The sequence below is a fragment of the Shouchella xiaoxiensis genome, assembly GCF_016907895.1.
GTDB classification, from domain to species: Bacteria; Bacillota; Bacilli; order Bacillales; family Bacillaceae_D; genus Shouchella; species Shouchella xiaoxiensis.
Genome location: NZ_JAFBCV010000021.1, coordinates 1 through 20,033 on the forward strand (window position 1 = coordinate 1; position 20,033 = coordinate 20,033).

19 protein-coding genes are annotated in these 20,033 nt (G+C 39.7%); 4 read left to right on the forward strand and 15 right to left on the reverse strand.

The features are described from left to right. Window positions 1–120: 120 nt before the first annotated feature. From JOC54_RS21135 to JOC54_RS21185, 11 genes are all read right to left on the reverse strand, one after another. Window positions 121–492, reverse strand: a complete 372-nt coding sequence (locus JOC54_RS21135) for a RidA family protein (RefSeq protein ID WP_035420818.1) — start codon at window positions 490–492, stop codon at window positions 121–123. 21 nt (window positions 493–513) lie between these two features. Further along, window positions 514–1,338: a pur operon repressor gene (purR, locus tag JOC54_RS21140; protein WP_035420819.1), complete on the reverse strand. Its 825-nt coding sequence runs from the start codon at window positions 1,336–1,338 to the stop codon at window positions 514–516. Window positions 1,339–1,370: 32 nt separating this feature from the next. Beyond that, on the reverse strand, window positions 1,371–2,264 hold the full coding sequence (ispE, locus tag JOC54_RS21145; protein ID WP_204468990.1) for a 4-(cytidine 5'-diphospho)-2-C-methyl-D-erythritol kinase: 894 nt from the start codon (window positions 2,262–2,264) through the stop codon (window positions 1,371–1,373). A gap of 322 nt (window positions 2,265–2,586) precedes the next feature. Next, window positions 2,587–2,766 carry a small, acid-soluble spore protein, alpha/beta type gene (locus JOC54_RS21150; RefSeq protein ID WP_035441207.1) on the reverse strand — a complete coding sequence of 60 codons (180 nt, stop codon included), beginning with the start codon at window positions 2,764–2,766 and terminating at the stop codon, window positions 2,587–2,589. Between the two features lie 110 nt (window positions 2,767–2,876). Next, on the reverse strand, window positions 2,877–3,140 hold the full coding sequence (veg, locus tag JOC54_RS21155; protein WP_035420821.1) for a biofilm formation stimulator Veg: 264 nt from the start codon (window positions 3,138–3,140) through the stop codon (window positions 2,877–2,879). Between the two features lie 171 nt (window positions 3,141–3,311). Then, entirely contained in the window at window positions 3,312–4,187 is an 876-nt protein-coding gene (yabG, locus tag JOC54_RS21160) for a sporulation peptidase YabG (RefSeq protein ID WP_204468992.1), read from the reverse strand. 55 nt (window positions 4,188–4,242) lie between these two features. After that, window positions 4,243–5,127, reverse strand: coding sequence for a 16S rRNA (adenine(1518)-N(6)/adenine(1519)-N(6))-dimethyltransferase RsmA (rsmA, locus tag JOC54_RS21165; RefSeq protein WP_204468994.1), 885 nt, complete (start codon window positions 5,125–5,127; stop codon window positions 4,243–4,245). 14 nt (window positions 5,128–5,141) lie between these two features. After that, window positions 5,142–5,687: a ribonuclease M5 gene (rnmV, locus tag JOC54_RS21170; protein ID WP_204469052.1), complete on the reverse strand. Its 546-nt coding sequence runs from the start codon at window positions 5,685–5,687 to the stop codon at window positions 5,142–5,144. 94 nt (window positions 5,688–5,781) lie between these two features. After that, on the reverse strand, window positions 5,782–7,056 hold the full coding sequence (locus tag JOC54_RS21175) for a resuscitation-promoting factor (protein ID WP_204468996.1): 1,275 nt from the start codon (window positions 7,054–7,056) through the stop codon (window positions 5,782–5,784). Between the two features lie 130 nt (window positions 7,057–7,186). Beyond that, window positions 7,187–7,960: a TatD family hydrolase gene (locus tag JOC54_RS21180; protein WP_204468998.1), complete on the reverse strand. Its 774-nt coding sequence runs from the start codon at window positions 7,958–7,960 to the stop codon at window positions 7,187–7,189. A gap of 88 nt (window positions 7,961–8,048) precedes the next feature. Further along, window positions 8,049–9,674 carry a WG repeat-containing protein gene (locus JOC54_RS21185; RefSeq protein ID WP_204469001.1) on the reverse strand — a complete coding sequence of 542 codons (1,626 nt, stop codon included), beginning with the start codon at window positions 9,672–9,674 and terminating at the stop codon, window positions 8,049–8,051. Between the two features lie 209 nt (window positions 9,675–9,883). Between JOC54_RS21185 and JOC54_RS21190 the strand changes: the two genes are divergently transcribed. The 4 genes from JOC54_RS21190 (at window position 9,884) to JOC54_RS21205 (ending at window position 14,064) form a co-directional block, all read left to right on the forward strand. Continuing rightward, a complete protein-coding gene (locus JOC54_RS21190) occupies window positions 9,884–10,540 on the forward strand; it encodes a universal stress protein (RefSeq protein WP_204469003.1) in 657 nt (218 codons plus the stop codon). 124 nt (window positions 10,541–10,664) lie between these two features. Continuing rightward, window positions 10,665–11,636, forward strand: a complete 972-nt coding sequence (locus JOC54_RS21195; protein WP_204469005.1) for an AAA family ATPase — start codon at window positions 10,665–10,667, stop codon at window positions 11,634–11,636. Next, on the forward strand, window positions 11,633–12,757 hold the full coding sequence (locus JOC54_RS21200) for a DUF58 domain-containing protein (RefSeq protein WP_204469007.1): 1,125 nt from the start codon (window positions 11,633–11,635) through the stop codon (window positions 12,755–12,757). Before JOC54_RS21195 ends, JOC54_RS21200 begins: the two co-directional genes overlap by 4 nt. Further along, window positions 12,754–14,064: a hypothetical protein gene (locus JOC54_RS21205; RefSeq protein ID WP_204469009.1), complete on the forward strand. Its 1,311-nt coding sequence runs from the start codon at window positions 12,754–12,756 to the stop codon at window positions 14,062–14,064. The genes JOC54_RS21200 and JOC54_RS21205 overlap by 4 nt, the downstream gene beginning before the upstream one ends. Here JOC54_RS21205 and JOC54_RS21210 read toward each other — a convergent pair. The 4 genes from JOC54_RS21210 to JOC54_RS21225 all read right to left on the reverse strand — a co-directional run bounded on the left by JOC54_RS21210 (window position 14,061) and on the right by JOC54_RS21225 (window position 20,032). Continuing rightward, on the reverse strand, window positions 14,061–14,432 hold the full coding sequence (locus tag JOC54_RS21210) for a YcnL family membrane protein (RefSeq protein WP_204469011.1): 372 nt from the start codon (window positions 14,430–14,432) through the stop codon (window positions 14,061–14,063). The two genes, JOC54_RS21205 and JOC54_RS21210, sit on opposite strands and share 4 nt — an antisense overlap. Before the next feature lie 51 nt (window positions 14,433–14,483). Further along, on the reverse strand, window positions 14,484–16,112 hold the full coding sequence (gene abc-f, locus JOC54_RS21215) for a ribosomal protection-like ABC-F family protein (RefSeq protein WP_204469013.1): 1,629 nt from the start codon (window positions 16,110–16,112) through the stop codon (window positions 14,484–14,486). A gap of 304 nt (window positions 16,113–16,416) precedes the next feature. Next, window positions 16,417–18,801: a beta-galactosidase gene (locus JOC54_RS21220; RefSeq protein WP_204469015.1), complete on the reverse strand. Its 2,385-nt coding sequence runs from the start codon at window positions 18,799–18,801 to the stop codon at window positions 16,417–16,419. A 13-nt stretch (window positions 18,802–18,814) separates the two neighbouring features. After that, on the reverse strand, window positions 18,815–20,032 hold the full coding sequence (locus JOC54_RS21225) for a glucoamylase family protein (protein WP_204469018.1): 1,218 nt from the start codon (window positions 20,030–20,032) through the stop codon (window positions 18,815–18,817). Between the last annotated feature and the right edge of the window lies 1 nt (window position 20,033).

Genomic DNA, 20,033 nt, shown 5'->3' on the forward strand with positions numbered 1-20,033 from the left:
AAAAAATTAAGCTACCACACACCGATAGAGTTCGGTAATATGGCAGCTTAATAAGTAGGTGTTTTATTACTGTCCCAAATGACTAGGTCAGTCTATATAAGGTAGATGGTTTCTCTTTTTTTAAACTAAGGCAATAACTTCAATTTCTATTTTTACATCTTTTGGTAGTCTCGCCACTTCCACACATGATCTAGCCGGTTTGTGGTCTGTGAAATAGTGACCGTAAACGTCATTTATTGCTGGGAAATCATTCATATCTTTGATAAAAACTGTTGCTTTAACAACTTGTTCAAGCGAGGAACCCGCTTCTTTTAATACCGCTTTAAGATTCGCAAATACTTGATGCGTCTGTTCTTCAACAGTAACAGCTAATAGGTCTCCTTCTGCTGTCAAAGGAATTTGCCCCGAGCTATAAAACATATTGTTTACGATAATTCCTTGTGAGTATGGACCAATCGCTTGTGGTGCATTATTTGTGTGTACAACTTTCATTTTAATTCCTCCTCTGAAGTCCTAGTACTTCTCAAAAACATTTCCTTCTGACACATCGATTCGTTTTTCACGGACATTAACGTCCGTAAGTTTTGTTAATGAAATATAATCATCAACGAGCCGCTCATTTACTTCAGCTGCTTCAACGAGTACACCAATTCCCACTAAGTCCGCATCAAACTCTTCCAGTAAGTCGACCATCCCTTTAAGAGTACCGCCAGCTTTCATAAAATCATCGACAATAAACACTTTAGCTCCTGGTGCAAGGCTCCGTCGAGCAAGCGTCATGGTTTGTATCCGGTCTGATGAACCTGAAGCATAGTTAATACTAACCATCGAACCTTCCGTAATCCGGTGATCACGACGTACAATGCTAACAGGAACACCTAAATGTTGGCCAACGGCGTAAGCAAGCGGAATGCCCTTAGTTGCTACCGTCATAACTGCATCAATTTGTTTATTATGAAGGACGGAAGCAAAGAGTCGACCAACTTCATGCATTAACTTTGGATTACCTAGTAGATCCATCATATATAGATAACCACCGGGTAAAATACGCTCTTGTTTATTTAAATCAATGACAAGTTGATCAACGAGAGTTTCAGCTTCACTCTTATTCATTTTAGGCATGTATTTTACACCACCGCTTGCACCCGGTATTGTAAGTAACGCTCCATATCCTTCATCTTCAAACATTTCTTTAATAATAACAAGATCTTCGCTAATCGATGACTTAGCTGCTTGATATCGTTCAGAAAATCGTGTGAGCGACACAATTTCATGTGGATGTTGTAGTAAAAAATACGTCATATCAACGAGGCGCGCACTGCGCTTTAACTTTTTCATATTCCCTCCGCGCGAATAACCGAATTATTTACTTATAACATACCATTTTCATCCGTATTTGGACAAGTATCGCTTGAACGAATTAAGCGTACAGCATGTACTTCATCACAGAATCCACGAAGACCGTTATAAATTCGATTTACTCTTGATTCTTTTTCAACTAACCCGAAAACAGTTGGTCCACTTCCGCTCATTAACACGGCATCAGCACCAAAACGTTTCATCTGTTCTTTAATACGTTTAACTTCAGGGTGCAATCGGAGTGTCACATCTTCTAGTGTATTGTGCAGCAACGAAAAAATCGCTTGGGCATCTTGATTGTGTAATGCTTCAATCATCGCTTTTGTATTCCCAGGCTTTGCCTTATCTACCTTTAATCCGCCATAAACATCTTTCGTTGATACTCCAATTGGTGGCTTTGCAAGAACAACCCAGAGAGGAGGCGGAGATGGTAGTGCTTCTATACGCTCTCCTCTTCCCGTTGCGAGTGCGGTGCCCCCGTAAACGCAAAACGAGACGTCTGATCCTATTTCTGCCCCTAACTCCGCTAGCTCGTCCAAGCTTAGACCAAGTTCCCAAAGCTGATTTAACCCTTTTAGCGTCGCAGCCGCGTCACTACTTCCCCCAGCAAGGCCCGCTGCAACAGGAATTCGTTTTGTAATGTAAATATGAACACCGTGCCTAACTCGAAACCGTTTCTTTAACAGTGCAGCCGCTTGATAAGCAAAATTCCGCTCATCACTTGGTACAAAACCTTCCGACACATCAACACTAATTTTTCCATCTACTCGTAATGCTAAGTCAACACGATCTGCCAAATCAACCATCGTCATAATCATTTCAACTTCATGATAGCCGTCATCGCGCTTTTTTAACACATCCAATGATAAATTAATTTTGGCTGGTGCTTTTATTGAATACTTCACATTGTCACCTTCTATGCTTGCATATGCTGACGTTATTTTATCACTTGTTTGATCAACATACCACCTTTTCTAAAAACAGTCCGTTGATTCGTAAAGAACACCCCTTCGTCAGCTCCAAAGGGGTGTTCTTAATGGTTAAACCATTTCTTCATTTGTATGTAGCTCCTCTTTTGCTCCTTCAAGCATTTCATTAATTTGCGTTATATATTCTGTTAAACTCATGCCTTCATCTCCTTTTTCATAGGTTAATAGTAAAGAGTATTCCCCCTCCTTTATCTTTTAAACCTCTATAAAAAAAGGGCGTCCAAGACGCCCTTTTCATCTACCGTTCAGTTTGGTTAAGGTTTTGTTCAGCGAGCTCTATTGCTCGTTTGACCATATTTCCAGCATCTCTTGCTCGAATTCCACCCCAACCTTCTTTTTGAACCGTATCATAAAATCCAAGCTCTTTTGCAAGTTCTTCTTTTAAGCGATCTGACATTACTCCACGTCTTCTGCTCATCTAAACCCGCCCCTTTGCTTGTTTGCTGGTTAGTTACCAGCATTTATAGTATGTGCAAAGGCATAAAAAAAAGACTTTCTTTTTGTTGGAAAGAAAGTCAAAGAAAAGCATTAAATGATTGTCGCTGGTTTTCCGTTTTCGCTTGCGAGTAAAAGTTGAACTGTCTCAGTTAACACGTCCGCGTAACTATAAGAAACACGCTCTACCGAATTTTGATCCTCATCAAGCTTAACAATAAAAACCGATGGGTACGTTTCTTCAATCATACCTGACTGCTCTGAAGAACGTTTACGACCTCCATTTGCTTTTATCGTTATTTTCTTTCCAACATTTTTGTCTAGTGCTCGCTTAATGTCAATTAACGTCTTTGCCATCTTTACAACCACCTCACTATTATCTATTATACACCTTGTAAATAAATAAGTCAAATTTTTGATTATAACAACATAGAATCATGTTGTCAACGTCTAAGTTTGTCAAATTTTATCGGTAGTATCTCACAACTTGACGTTTTTATGTATTTACCTAAAATAAAAAACGCCTCATCACTGGGGCGTTTCTCCTTCATTATCAGTATAAGGCAGGCCGAGGCGCATACAGCCTTTCGTCTCAATACCACCTAATCCTTTTTGTCCAGTAATGGTATTACGTAAAATTTCCCATAAATTAACCGTTTCTGTAAACGAGGTTCGACTTAAACGAGATGCAATATAAACAGGATCTAAAGCGTGAATATTAACCCGATCGGGAGAAGAAGCAAAATTAGCTCCTGCTCGAATCAGCGTTTCGAAATGAGACTGACAAGCTCCCGCAAAAATTAACAAGCTATCTCGATTTTGTACGGCATTTCTCGCTGTCCTTACACATTCTGCAAAGTATTTCGTATGACGGTACGCCTTTAGATCATTCCGGTCACCTTTTGCTTTAGAATATGCATCATGCCCTGTAACAACTAAAATATCTGGTTGAACCATTTCCATAAGAGATGCAATTTGCGTTGGCATTACTTTTTCTTCTAGATGCACGCCATAAACAGGCACGCCTAGTTTATTATACAGAGACGTGCAGCGATCTAAATAATTTGCATCACCATCAATATGAAGAACACGTCCTCTCATTTCAAAAAAATGGGGCGTTTCTTCGTATCCAGATCCAGCTTGAAATTCTTGTCGGCGCTTCATTAACTTTGCATCTTGTCGAAACAATCGATAGGATACATCTTCTTGTTCTTTAACCCAACTTTTTTCTGATTCTCTCTCTTCAACTGACATTGGCTTTAAATCATCGATTGGCGCATCCGCAAGAAGGCGCATTTCCTCTCCCACAAGCGTTGTCCACCTATCGGTAATGGTTAAAACACGAAAAAGCACATCGCAATGGTAAGAGAGTCGACCCACCACATCTCCAACTTGAATGGTCATAGCGTTGCCCCCTCTGTTGTAACCTATGTTGACAACTGAGGGGTCGTGACAGTAATTAGTTTGTTTTTCCTAAGGCCGTATAAAGAGCATCGCTAAGCGCCGCAAATTCTTCTAGGGATAAGGTTTCTCCTCTACGAATTGGGTCTACACCCGCTTGAGCCAAAGATTCTTCTATTAATGATTTTTTTTCCTTTCCAACTAAGTTATGAACAAGGTTATTCAATATCGTTTTTCGGCGATTCGCAAAACAAGCATGGAAAACCTCAAAAAACCATTTCTCGTCCATTACATCGACAGCTGGCTTCTCGCGAATTTGCAGCCTCAGAACAGCCGAATCTACTCTTGGTTGAGGCACAAACACGGTGGCCGGTACAGTTAACATCGTTTTAGCCTCTGCATAATACTGAGCTGCGATTGAAAGTGCGCCATATTCTTTCGTACCAGGATTAGCCGAAATTCGATCGGCTACTTCAGCCTGTATCATAACCGTGATACTTTCAAGTGGAAGATGGGCTTCTAACAAGCTCATTAAGATTGGTGTTGTGACATAATAAGGCAAATTTGCAACAACATGTATCTTTTCTACATCTGAGAAAGATTGCTTGATGACTTCTGCTATATCCGCCTTCAATACATCTGAATGGATAATACGAATGTTAGGATATGGAGACAATGTATCCTCTAAAACAGGTATCAAGCGATCATCAATTTCAAAGGCCACAACCTGTTTCGCTTTTTTTGCTAATTGCTCTGTTAAAGCTCCAATTCCCGGGCCAATCTCAATCACACCATCTCTTTCCGAAATCCCGCTCGCGTCAACAATATGATGAAGAATGTTTAAATCAATTAAAAAGTTCTGGCCCAAACTCTTCTTTAAATGAAACTGATGTTTTGCTAATATCTCTTTCGTTCGAGCTGGTGTTGCTATATCTTTACTCACGAATACGTTTCCTCCTAATTATCAAGCTCTTTTAACGCTTCATTAAATTCATCTGCTGTTATTCTAAACGTCTGTAGTCTTTTTAATAACTGTTTCCCATTGGCATAGCCAATTGCGAGACGTTCACCGAGTATTTCTCTTTTTTTCCTCGCTCCAGCTCCTGAAACCAAATTTGCTTTCATTAAATCTTCCATTGTAATTTGGTGTTCAAACGACTCGATTGTTTCCGTTCGCACAGCTAGAAGTGCTGACCGAATTGCCTCATCACTCGCATGTTCTACACCTAGGCTTCTATTTGCTCGAACCGCTTCTGCTTTTGGAATAAAGGCGTGCTTACAACCTGGTACTCGTTCACTAACAATGCGGCGAATCCGATTTCCTGGGTAATCGGGATCGGTGAAAATAATAACCCCTCTCCGTTTATAAGCCAATTCAATTTGTTTTAAAACAACTTCTCCAACTGCAGATCCATTTGTCTCGATCGTATCGGCTTCAACAGCGCGCTTGATCGCAACTGTATCTGAACGACCTTCTACAACGATAACCTCATCTATTTTCATTCCAACCTCATTTCTAGCTCCAATATGTTTATTCATTGTAGCCTGTTTAAGCCTAAAAAAAAAGAAGCTACCTCAGTAGCTCCTGTTTTTCTCACTAATCAAGTATGGTCACGGTTACGGTTTTTCGGCCATATTGCATAGCTGCATCCCTTGTCGGAACATGCAAATCGATCTTGTTTCCTTTTATCGCACCACCGGTATCTCCAGCAATTGCCTCTCCGTAGCCTTCAACATGCACTCTTGTACCGAGTGGAATGATACTTGGATCAACTGCGACGACCTTTTTATTACGATCATCTAGCAAATTAATTCCCGTTGCTGTTATACCGCTACAGCCATTGCATTCAGCAGAATAAGCCGTTGCAGACATTTGTATGGTATCTGCTTTCGGTTCAGGTTCTTTTTTTGTTTCCTCTGATTGACTTGCCACTGAGCTAGAAGACCGAATGGTTTCGTTAGCTGTTTGCGTTTCCGCAACATATTGCTTTGCTTCTTCAGCTTTGGTTCCAACCGAAACTAGTCGGTCTTTTGCTTCACTAACCATTTCTGTTTTAATTAATTCACGTTCTACTTCTTCTCCGTCCTCATACGTAACTTCATAATGAATTTCTTGAACGCCTCTTTCACCCTGCTCAACAATCCGTTCGACACCCTGATTTAATTCCTTATCATCCTGTCGGATCGTTTCGTAGGCTGTTGACTCCTCAATGACATCGGTGACTTTTTCAACACGCACCAGTTGAATGGCTAACCCCTTATGTAACTCTTGATCTAAACCTGGCTCAACTCGGTCTTCTTCACCAACAGAAACGTTGGCCTCTTTCAAAAAGTCAGCGACAGTCGCTGATGAACTCCAAAATGATTGTTCCTTGCCATCATATGTTAATGACAATTCAACTGCTGGAGTATATGTAATAGTCAACCCGTCCTCAATGGATTCTTCACCATTTGGACTTAACTGATCTTGGTCATGATAGTTCAGTCCTTTTTCATCTAAAAGGTCTTTAACTGTATCCGTTGTTGTATAGAAGCGTTCTTCTTCCCCATTCATAATAAGCGTGACCTGATTTGCTTCTTTATAAACAACATTCATTTCATCACTAACCACCGTGTTTAACGGCGGGTTTATATAATCATGTTCACTCACTTCAATTCCAAGACTTTTGAACAATGCTTGCACTGAATTTTCATGGGTCTGTACAACAACTTCCTCGCCATTTTGCTCAATAGCGACCGTATTCTTGGTCCATTCATAAAGGCCAAACATCAAAAGAATAATGGCAAAAAAAAGGCTAACTACTATAAACGATCTTTGCCTCAATGATTGTGAGTTCACAGACTTGTCCAGCTTACTTGACATTGAATTCATCTCCATCCCCCCTTAAGCACCGAATTATAGAGACGAACTTTTCCTCTGTCAACAGACGTTACAGAAACGTAATATAGTAGTAACCTTTGAAACCTACCCTCACTGATTACATAAAAAGAAATTCCTTCCATTAATGTTTATTTATTTTAAACAACCTCTTTGCATTCTCTCTAGTATGCGTACAGACATCCTCATAAGTCATCTCTCTTAAGTCTGCGATATCTTCGGCGACGCGCTTCACGTATGCAGGTTCATTTCGCTTCCCTCGATACGGATGCGGCGCTAGAAAAGGTGCGTCAGTTTCAATTAATAAGCGTTCGAGCGGAACATGCTTCGCCACCTCTTTTGGACGTCGGGCATTTTTAAAGGTAACTGGCCCACCTAGGCTAATGTAAAAGTTCATTGCAAGACATTCATCGGCAATTTCAACACTTCCACCAAAGCAGTGCATAATACCACCAACTTCATTTGCCCCTTCTTCTTTTAACAGCTCAACAACGTCTTGATCTGCATCACGGTTATGAATAATAATAGGTAAATTCACTTTTTTAGCTAGGGCGATTTGTTTTCGAAAAACCGCTTTTTGCACATCTTTTGGTGACTTGTCCCAATGATAATCTAATCCCATCTCTCCTAATGCAACAACTTTGGGATGGGACGCTAGTTCTTCTATCCACTTTAAATGATCTTCTGTCATATCAATTGCATCAACAGGATGCCATCCTACCGCAGCATAGATATCTTCATCACTCTCAGCAATCTTTATTGCCCGGGTAATGGTCTTCTGATCGAAGCCAATAACAACCATCTCTTTAACGCCAACATTTCTCGCTCTCGCAATTGTTTCTTCAATCTCACCATCAAATTGATCAGCATTTAAATGAACATGAGTATCAAACAACATTATCTTCACCTCTGCTCGCATTTTATGCTTTCTTACCTCATGATTGCAAGTATAGAAAACTTGACTAAGCAGGCATCAAGATGCCTGCTTAGTCATGCAGCGTCAAATGAAACGACTCCCACATGCGCCCGTTTTTGTTAATAATAGGATCAATATCCGCTAACGAAATTTCAAATACATGAAACACCGTCTTAGTTGAATTGAATTTATAAATGATGTTCAACCTATCTGAATGAATAGTGAAATCTTGGTTTTCGCTAAGACCTTCAAATGAATGGTTGCTAGCGCTCCACCCTTCCTGTTTGATTAGCTCCTGTATGAATCGATCCAATACCATTTTATAGGATTGATTCGGTTTAAATAAATCACTTAAGCGATACCTATAACCATCTCTAAGGTCAATCATAGCATGAATTTGCTTTTCTGATAGCGTTCCATCACCTTCAGAAAAACCTCTTCTTATCAATTGAAGCGAAAGTAAATGCTTCTTAAAAAACAAGACATTGTAATCGCCACTGTAGTAATAATCGTTCCCTTTTTTATTTTCCTCTGGTTCACTAAGAGCAGCCTGTTTGAGCCACTCATTTAAGGATTCCTGCTCTTTTTTATTTGAAATCCCTTCTACTCTTGGATAATACACAATTTGAGAAGATCTTGGCCTGTAAGATAACTCAGTTATCATGTACGGATTTCGTAAAACCATTGACCCCGAATCTTTCCAGACCGTTTCACCACTGTATGTTGAATAGAAGATGCGATTATCTATATAAACACAATAGAGTCCGTCAAGATTTTCAATCATCCCAAATCCTAAAAAAGCAGGTCCTTTTAGTTTTCCCCTAGAATCCATAAGTTGCGTTTGTTTTCCATCTGAGACGCAGGTCCCATTTTTTCCGAATGGCCCCATATATGTATACACATGTTCTGTTAAGCGCTCCCCACTCACAGTGTACATGGCGTACTTCATGTAGGCGTTTGCTTCAGAATTGTCCGTTTTTCCGAGTGCCAGACGATCTGTCCCGAGTAGCATAATTTCTTCATGGATGGGCTCTATTAACAAGTTCCCTTTTTTATTAATTAATCCATAGTAATCACGCCCACTCTTTCTCTGCGAGATAATTGCCACACCTTCAAAAAACGCAAAGACTCGGTCATAAAGAGGTTCAATTACTTGCTTGCCACTCTTTGACAGAAACCCCCATTTGGAGTTTTGGTCTGATTTAAATGGTATTCTTTCTTCACTTAGGGCTCCTACTTTACTAAATGGATAGGTTTGTATGGTGTTTCCGTATATATCGATTAAAAAGTATTGACCGCTGCGTGTTTGTACAGTCGTATACTCAGTTTCGAATTCATTTGCTTTTAGGTAGGCTGCTGGGATGACTTCTTCTCCTCGCTCATTTAAGTAGCCATACTCGTTATTTTCTTGAAAAAGCAATCTGTTACTCCTCATTTGTGCGATGTATCCATAATTTTTCTTTGTTAGAATTTTACCTGCATCATTAATTACACTGTATCCTGTCTTCGTGCGGACGACCGCTTTACTGCCAGAGAATGGTCGAATTTCTTGGTATATCGGATTGACAATATAGCGACCATGGCGATTAATTAAACCATATTGTCCATCGAGTTTAATAATAGCTAAGCCATTGCTTTGAAACGAAAATGCCTTATCGTATATAGTTGAAATTCGAGTACGACCTGACCTGTTCATATACCCCCACTTGGTTCCATAAGTAGTTTTCAAAAAAATAGGGAACAGTTTCTCAGTCATCGATGTCACCTATTTCATACCTCCCCGTGTAAATAGCAAGTTAAACCATGTATATGAATAATTTCTGTACCACATGATAGGGATAACTTTAGTTTCATTTTTGCTTGTATGGGTATACTATTCGTTATGATTCACAAAGGAGTGAAACGATGTCCCCAAACAGATTAGAAGAACGCATTTTAGTATGTGTTAATTATGGTCATAGCGGCAGTCGCTTAATTAAACGTGGAGCTCGACTTGCAGAACAACTTGAAGCACCTTTAACCGTTCTTGTTTTTGATTCACTACCAGAAGAAGAATATAAGCATGACAAAGAAGTAGACATGTCTCTTTTTAAAGAGCTTGCAGATGATTATGGAGCGGAGCTGATTATCGAAAAGTCAAATTCCTATGACATAACCAAAGTCATTGCTAGAACAGCAAAAGAAAAACAGGCATCACAAATTATTATTGGTCAAATTGTTGAAAGTCTGTGGTCTACGCTTATTGGTGGCTCAATTATTAATGAATTGCTTGAAAAAGCGCCTTTTGCTGACTTACATGTTGTACCAAAAGAGCGTTCTGACGAAACCGATGATTGGAACTTTGAACGAGGGATTCACGCATATTTGTTGCAACAGGAAGATGGTACATATGAACTTCATTTTGATGATAGTGAAGGATCTACCATTGATGGTGTTTTCTTTAAACACCTCCAAACCGACTTTAATAGTGGCATTTTTGCGTTCTCAGACAATGGGCATATCTTTGAGGTTCGCGTTGAAGATGGAACAGTGCATCAACTAGTCGATATTGATGATGTGTAAAAACCAATGCGTATGCGCATTGGTTTATTTGTATCTTTTTATAAATATAAAAAATTCAGTATTATTTAGTTACTATTTCCTTTATAATTGATTCTATCTATTCTGATTAAGGAGTGCTCTACATATGGACCATACAATACAAACACTCGCTTCATTAATTAAGCAATCTATCAACCAAGTAATTATCGGAAAAGACGATGTAATTGATTCATTACTAGTAGGGTTATTTTCCTCCGGACATGTTCTGCTAGATGATGTTCCTGGTACAGGAAAAACATTATTAGTAAAAACACTATCTGCCTCACTAGGAATTGCATTCAAGCGAATACAGTTCACTCCAGATTTACTTCCTACAGATATAACAGGACTCCACTTTTTCAATCAGAAAAAAGGCGATTTTCAATTTAGACCTGGTCCCATTTTCACTAATTTATTGCTGGCAGATGAGATCAATCGCGCAACTCCTAGAACACAATCCAGTTTGCTCGAGAGTATGGAAGAAAGACAGGTTTCCATAGACGGAGAGACTCATTTGCTCGACTCTCCCTTTATGGTCGTTGCGACACAAAATCCCGTTGAGAGTCAAGGTACGTTTCCTTTACCAGAAGCTCAGCTCGATCGCTTCTTATTAAAAACTTCTATGGGCTATCCTTCTGAAGCTGAAGGTGTGAAAATTTTAAAAAGATTTAAAGATGACAATCCTCTCCAATCCGTTAGACCAGTCGCTACTTATGAAGACATTCTTAAGGCACAACAAACGTACTCAAGCACTTATGTTAGTGATGACATTCTTTCATATATAGTTAAGATTGTTGAACATACACGAAATCATCCTTCTCTTGCATTAGGTGTCAGTCCACGTGGTAGTCAAGCTTTATTAAAAGCTTCTCAAGTATATGCATCGATGCAAGGTAGAAGTTATGTCGCACCTGATGATGTCAAACATTTTGCTAAACCTGTGCTAAGTCATCGCATTGTATCAAATTACCTGTACCATGAAGAAAAAACGAATGAAACGATCATAGATGAAATTATTCAAGGGATAGAAATACCGACTGAAGATGGGTTGTATGCCAGCGGGGACCGTAGTAAATGACTATTGTTTTTTTATTACTAGCAACATTTATTTTAGTTAACCTCCAAATTTATCTGTATCAAAAATGGGCTTTTGCTCATGTTTTCTATACTCGTCATATTGAAGATAAACCTATTTTTGCTGGTGAAATTGTTCTGTATAAAGAGGAAATTGTTAATAAAAAACTATTACCACTTCCCTGGATTCGTGTTCATTCCTTTATCCCCAAGGAACTAGTACTTCATTCAGAAACCGTAAATCAGACAGATCATTATAACGGGGTTGAAAGCATCTTCAGCTTGTCACCTTATCAAAAAATTAAGCGCTCCTACGAAGTATCTTGTCCAAATCGTGGGTATTTCAAAGTAGATAAAAGTTCGTTAAAAACGGGTGATTTTTTAGGATTTCATACAGCCTACAAAGGAATAGAAACGCCCTTAACCATTATCGTCTATCCCAAACTAATTGATTTAAGTACTATGACCTACCCATCTTCCAGCTTGCAAGGTCACATACTAGTAAAGCGTTGGGTTGTAGATGACCCTTTTATTAACGCTGGAGTGAGAGAGTATGCCTCACATGATTCGATGAAACGGATTAATTGGAATGCGAGCGCCAGAACCGGTGATTTAAAAGTGAATAAAAATGATTATTCAGCAGATTATCAGCTTATGATTTACATTAATTTTGATGAAAATAAGAAAAACTGGAGTCGTGAACGTTACAATCAATTGATGGAAAAAGCTATTTCCTATGCTGCAACTCTCGCGACAGTTGCGATAAATAATGGCTTAGAAGTAGGGTTCGGATGTAATGCGCATACCATTGAGACAGTGGATCAACTTGATCAAACGAAGGTCAATCGTATCCATACACTTGCAAAGGCAAACCGCTCTCATTTGCATGCTTTATACACGAAACTTGCTATGTTAGTACGGAAAAAAATGATGAATTTTAATGATTTTTTACAAATAGATATTAAGCAAAACATGAGAAAAAAAGACATTATTATTCTCTCTGATTTTAATTCTATGGACGTTATTAACAGTGTTCACACACTGAGACAAATGGGCAATCAAGTGCAGGTTATTGAGCTTGAAACCATTCAGCAAACACGTTCTTTTCAGGAGGGGTCAAAATGAACGATCACAATTGGCAACGTCGATTCGTTGCCAGCCTTCTTGAATTTGCAATGCTCTTCCCTATTCTTTTATACCTTGTTGTATTAACGTTACCAAGTCCGTTAATCTTAAGTTGGTTTATTGTTCTCTATCTTACGTATACAGCCTGTATGCTTGCTGGTACTCTGTCATTTTTTAGAATGAACTGGGTACTTCTTAGCACAGCAAGTGTGCTATCAATAAGTATTACCTTTATCTATTCACTCTTTACTTCACTACCTAGCTCTTTGTTAATGGGATTCTCTATTCTGTTTATTCTTTTACGCGGATTTAAGTATGGAATTGAATACGCTGAAGATTTGTTACCTTATAAAAAGCTATGGAAAGGTCTAAGCATCTACTTATTTTTCACCATTTTATTCAACCTGACTGATCGCACAGCCGAATTTTCACCGATCATTACGATAGCGGCGTGTATTTATATTATTCTAATTATCTTTTACTCCAACTCAGAAACGTTAAGAGAGAACTATACTTTTTACAGTACTCAAACAAAAGTTCCAAGAAAAACATTGCTAAAAAACCGAGTTTTTCTCCTATTGTTTTCATCCGTTTTGTTTTTAATTGTATTTAGCCAATATTTAAATCAGCTTTTTTATTTTATCCGGCAAAGTGCAGGCATCATTTTAACTTGGATTTCGAATTTGATGCAATACGATAATCCCATACAATATGGTGAACGCGAAGCAGAAAGGGAGGAAGTTGTCTTTGAGGGGAGTTCAGAACAAGTAGAACCTTCCTTTTCATGGGTCGACCTTTTATTCTATCTTTTCCTTGCTGTATTTCTAACCATTGTACTCATTCTTCTCCTTAAGTACATGAAAAAATTGAAGAAATGGCTGAGTGAATTTGTTAATCGTCTATCAAATCGAGCAGACAAGCAAGCTGAAACTTATTTTGAAGAAAAAGAGAGCGTTTTTAAGTTTAGAAAATGGCGTAAGAAGATTAGAAGCCAGTCGCTTCAATGGCTGAAAAAGACCTTTACCCGCCGGAAAACGATTGATGATTTTAAGACGAATAAAGAAAAAATTCGGTTTTTATTTAAAGAGTTTATACGTGTGGAACAAAAAAAAGGCCTTTCCATTAAAAAAGATAGTACCGCAAGTGAATTGATAACAAGAGTACAACTTAATGAAAATTCCATGGATAAAGAAATAGTAAGATTGGATCAGAAATACAATGTTGTTCGCTATACAGATGATGACGCATCGAACGAAGATGTTGAGGCATTAAACAACTGGCTTAAAAAACGAAAAAATAATCTTTAACGCTTCCTCACAAAAAAACGTCCATTTTTGTATGTAAAATCGACCATTTTGCGTATTGCTCCATAATAAAGTGGGCCAAGGCATACCACTATGATTAAGCTTAACGGAACTTCTTTAATGATCGGAAGAATCGGCGCGATTTGTTCTTGGAGCCATTCTGCAAGCTCGACCATCACTAGAGCAAACAAGAGCCCAGGAATTAGTAACGATAACGAAACTTTTAATTCATGTATGTAAGCTCCACACCCTTTACATTTTAAAGAAAAGGGAATCCAGGCTTCGCCTAATTCCCTTTTTGTGAAGGGGTGCAAACAAGAAGGACAAACACGCATATTCTTTCTCATTGTGCTGTTTCCAACATATTTCATTTTCTTATCCCCATCTCTTTATTCACATCTACTTGAGAACGATTTAAGCAATTAATCGTACATGTCCTTTCTCTTCTGCTCAGCATAAGCAAATGAACCCTCGTACCGAGTTAACTTCCCCTTCTCAAGCCAGTACGTAACTGGAAACAACTTGTTTAAAAAATAGCGATCATGGGAAACAGCTATGACGCTTCCCTTGAACTGTTTGATTGCTTCTTCCAACACTTCTTTGGATTCAATGTCTAAATGGTTTGTCGGTTCATCAAAAATGAGAACATTATGCTTTTCGAAAACGAGTTGTGCCAAACGTAAGCGCATTTTTTCTCCACCACTAAGTGCTCCTATCGTTTTATAGACGTCGTATCCGTAAAACAAGAATGTTGCTAGTATCCCTCTCGCATCTTCTTCGGGTACGTGTGCACTTAACCGGAATGCCTCCATAACGGTTTGCTCAGTGTCCAGTTCATCTACATGCTGCGAAAGATACCCGATGGAGACATTCGATCCAGCTTTTATGTCCCCTTTGTCTGCAGTCATTCGTCCTAATAAGAGCTGCAGTATGGTTGATTTCCCTGAACCATTTCTCCCAACTATCGCTACTTTTTCTTGATGTTTAAGCTCAAAATTGACATCAGCAAGAATCTGGTTTGACCCGAAGCTTTTTCTTACATGTGCAAACGCAAGAACATCATTGCCTGCTCGTTTTTGTTGTTTAAATGACAGGTTTACTTTTTTAGCTACAACAGGTTTTTGTAAACGTTCGATTCTTGCCAATGCTTTTTCCATACTCTTAGCTTGACGATGCATTCCAGCATTAGGCGGATTGGCTCGATTTGCCCACTCTTTTAACCGTTTGATCGTCTCTTTCATCTTTTTAATTTTCTTCAACTGATCCGTGTATTGGTTAAATTCGTTCAGTATACGTTCTTCTCGTTCAATTATATAACCAGAGTAGTTTGTATAATACGTATGAAGAATACCGCTTTCAATCTCCCAAATGCAAGAAACCGTTGCGTCTAGAAAAGCACGGTCATGTGAAATTAACAGAATGCTACCATCGTACTGTTTAAGCCAGTCTGCCAGCCAATCTAAGGCATGAAAGTCTAGATGGTTTGTTGGTTCATCAAGTACGAGCAAGTCTGGTTTCTGCAACAACAGCACCGCTAAGCCCACTTTTGTTTGTTCACCGCCGCTAAGTAACTCCCAGTCTAACGCTAATAACTCACTAATCCCTATTCCTGCTGCAACACGGCGTATAGTCGCTTTATACTCATACCCGCCTAATTCCAAAAAATCCTGCTGCAGCCTTCCATACTCGTTCAATGTCTGTTCGAGCTCCGATTCATTTAGCGATTGAGCTAATGTTTTCTCCAGACTATCCATTCGGTCTTGCTTCTGAAGTAAATCCTTAAATACATCCTCTAAAACAGCACTGACTACTTTCCCATTGTGATTCGGTACTTGAGCCAACATCGCTTTCTTAATTCCTTTGCGCCAGCCAACTTCCCCTGAAGTCGGTTGTTCTTCTCCTGCAAACATCCGAGCAAGCGTTGTTTTACCCTGTCCGTTTCGTCCAACTAGTCCGATAATTTGTCCAGCCTTAATTTCTACAGAAAGATCTCGAAAAACCTCTGTTCCTCCGTATACTTGACTAACCTTGTTTACATAACTATTTATCATTTTGATTTCCTCCTATGAGAATAGGAAGAGATTCTGATGAACAACAAAAAAGACGACAGAAGAATGCTCTGTCGCCTTTAACCGATGTGCGAGTAGATGTCTCTCTTCCTAATGCGTTTTTCTATACAGTTTTTCAAAAAGGACAGACTGATCCAATTTTGTTACTGCATTCGAAAAAATCGCCTGACAAATCCACAGGTATTTACGGAGCTTTGTCTGACTACCATTAAAAAGATCCACTTCTACTCACCTCCATTCTTATCGCCTTTATAGATTAGCTGAAAAGTCTAAAAATGTAAAGATGTTAAGCAAACGTCACGACACATTCTGCTCCTTCTGTTTTTAACTGGTAACACTCATTGTCCATGTATTCCACAGTAGCACCATCGCCGACTTGTGGCTGTTTCTTCGTTTGTAAACATGCTTCAAACCCGTGGCTACCGCCTCTAAACGTCATTTTCTTGTCAGAAACTCGTTTTACCTCTGCTGTTGAATAGCAAACTCTCACATCCCCGTACATTACGTTGATTGGCAAAAGTAACCCATCTCTAGCTCCAAGGTGAATTTCTTTTCCTCCAAACAGTTGTTCTTTGTTCTCATAGACGCCGAACCTTTTTTCAAATCCGTCTAAATTAAGGACATGGAGAAAACGTTCTCCTTCTTTGCCTTTTGTTGTAGTCAAGAACAGTCCATGATGCTTATAGTCATGTGAGAGTTTTGGAGGAGCACCGACTGATGTTAAGAGCGTTTGGAATAACTCAATATCACATCGATACGCATTTCCAATAACGATTAACTTTCCTTGCCCAATACGCTGCTGAAAAGAACTTATTTCATTAGAGCCATACAGTTCAAAGATCGGCTCAATGTTTTCTCCTGAAAAAAGTTGGGCAAAATGCGTACGCACTTCTGGTCTTGGTGCAGCTATGCCTTTTGCAATGACCGATAAATAGTAACCTTCTTCAGCACGCTTAACCCCAACTGCTTGCACACCAGCAGCTGCGAGCAGCTCATTACATGGTGTTCCCTCCATATCAAAGGTAGGTGCTTCACCATAGAGGAGTACCGTTCCCCCGGCATGCATGTAAGTTACAAGCTTTTTTTGAATGGACTCGGCCATGTAGCGTGCAGAAGGCAGCACAATTGCTTTATTTCTTTCTGGATCAAGTGACTTATTTTGTACATCAATCCCTGTAAAGCGGTAACCGCCTAACAACATGGCTCGACCCATTATTTCCCAAGCGCCGTGTGCACGAAATTCTTCGATGTTTTGATAAACGGATTGCATAACAGCACTTTTGGGATACCGATATTCAGTCATATAGTAGTCGGGAATAAAACCAAAAGCAACGGAATCATGTTCTTCCTCCATTGATGCTAGTTGCTCTCCTTGCGCCATTAACGTTTTGATGGATTCAGCCATACGAGGGTACGTATAATTCTCGTTCCCCTCGGGGTCAATTGGTGCTGCAAACCCATGTCGTTCTCCTGTTGCCGCAATGCGATCATTCCCATCACCTCGTCGTTCATCAAGTCGGTAGTTTCTGCCACCAGCAAATAGATAATAATTCAAGAGACGGTTTCCTTGGGCGATGCACATCCGCGCTTTTAAATCAGCAGCTGAAGGGTCATACCTTCCACCATAATTTTCACCGAAATTTCCGTCTCCACAGTTAAATTCAATCGAAGTTAATGGCTGATCAGCCGTATGTACAGCGTCCATCATTCCATTTATAAGATACAAGTCTTGGAAGGTCTCCATAGTTAAATCACCAAAATAAATATCTGATCCTGACAGATAACCCGGTGCCTGTGTATAGCTTTTGTATAGTTGACTTATACCAATCGGGAACGTAAACCCCCTTCCTCCTCCCGTTCCATGAATGTTTACGATGAATGGGATGCCAACGGCTCCAAATTGTTCTGCATACCCACGCAGTGTCCGGATATAATCGGCAAATCGATCACGCATAAAATAGCCTAAATCTTTATGAAGTGCCGCTACATACGATTCATCGGGAGAACGAACTTCTTGCGGTGTTAATTCATGCGCGTAGCGCTCGGTTTGTTCCTTTTTGTTATACGTGTTTTTAATCCAAGCAATAAAGGATGCCACTGCATGATCAGTTAAATCAGGTGTGTTACTAACCCAATCGAGCATACCAACTTCATTATCAAGCTGCAAAGCAATGATTGGACCACCACTTCGATGTAGCCTAGGCGTTACAATCGACATAATCGCTTCGTACCAATTTCTCACTTCTTCTAGAAAACGAGGGTGCGTGTAATCAACTGTCGGAGTTGGTCCTAGTTTCCCGTCCCAGCCAAGCGGTTTAATAACAGGGTGCTTCTCATAAATCCAATAAGGTAGCCCTTCATTTTTCATTTCCGCCATAATAAATGGACCAGGCTTAATAATGAAATAAAGCCCGTTCTGCTGGCAGAGATCAATGTATCCAGCAAGGTCTAATTCTGGTCTTGACCTACCTGTTAAATCAATCTCCCCTTCCCTTGGTTCATGACAAATCCAAGGTACATAGGTTGCGACGGCATTGCAGCCAGCCGCTTTTAATTTATTTAGGCGGTCCTGCCACACATCTTTCTCAAGCCGATAATAATGGATTTCCCCGCACAGAATGAGCTGCGGTTTCCCATCTATGAAGATTTTCTTTTCTTTTAGCTCGATCATTACTGACGACTCCTTATGCTTCTTGCTGCTTTTTAAATCCAAGAAGGTCTTGTGCCTTCTTTATATAGTCGTTTTTCATATACAAATCCCAAATCAGGCCGCTGCGTTCATTTTCAATCATTAACAGGGTAATCCCTTTATCAATTCCAATCACTCTTTCTGAATACCAAGCTGGTTCTAAATCAACATTAAACGCATCCAGAAATCCATACTTACTCCAAAGTCTTGGATGCGCTTGATAAAAATGCTCCAGCGCAGCTTTCGACTCTTCTGGTGTAAATACAATCGAGCCTGCTGCTGCACAAGGAGCAACCGTCCCATCATTTTTCACATCTACAAGCGGATGGTAAGGCGGCGTACCGTGGCCATGATAGCCGTTAGGGCCTTCACTCGCTGTAAGCCCCCAAGAATCCTTTGACCATGTCCGGAAAGTGTTCTGGTTATCTATTGCATATTGCCTGCTCGCAAGCGATGCTTTTACCGAGTTATCAAACCAGTCTATCCCGTCTTTATCAACTGTATCTTTAAATTGGAACCAAGCATGGGCAAATTGATGCGTAAATAGTTGACCACCTGGGGAGTTATAAAACGTATAATCCCCGTAAGTTCCTAGTTGGCGCTCGAAGCCATCGTATATAGCAACTGGGACTGGATGGGTTGGCGATGCCGTCCCAAGCATATACTGCATCAGTTGCTCCGCATACATATCCCACTGACCAAAACCGCCAGTCTCTTCATCGTATCCCATGTAAAACTGATTTGTTTCTTTGTTGTAATACGTCTGCCAATTGATTCGTTCATACAGCTTGTTAAATAGTGACTTTATTTCTCCGCCGAAGTATTCTGCCGATGTAATGGCACCATTTAAAAACAGCGAGGTATCAATAATTGAGGCACAGTCATGGTATTCTTTATAGCGTTTTGCCGTTCTCATATCTAAAAAATGATAAAAGAAGCCATCAAAATGTTCAACCTGATGTAAAAAAGTTTCTAATGTTCCTTTCGTACGAACAAAGCCTTCTTGGTGCGATATCCAGCCACGTTCAATTCCAATAATAATCGCCGATAAGCCAAATCCTACAGAAGCAATACTTGCCACATGGACGGCATCATCTCCTGTTTTATCGCGTATTAACCCAAAACCAGGGCTAGAAGGATCTGTATTGGCCTCTTCCCAAAAAAATAAAAAACTTCTATATGCTTCTTCTTGTATGATCTTTTCTCTATTCAAC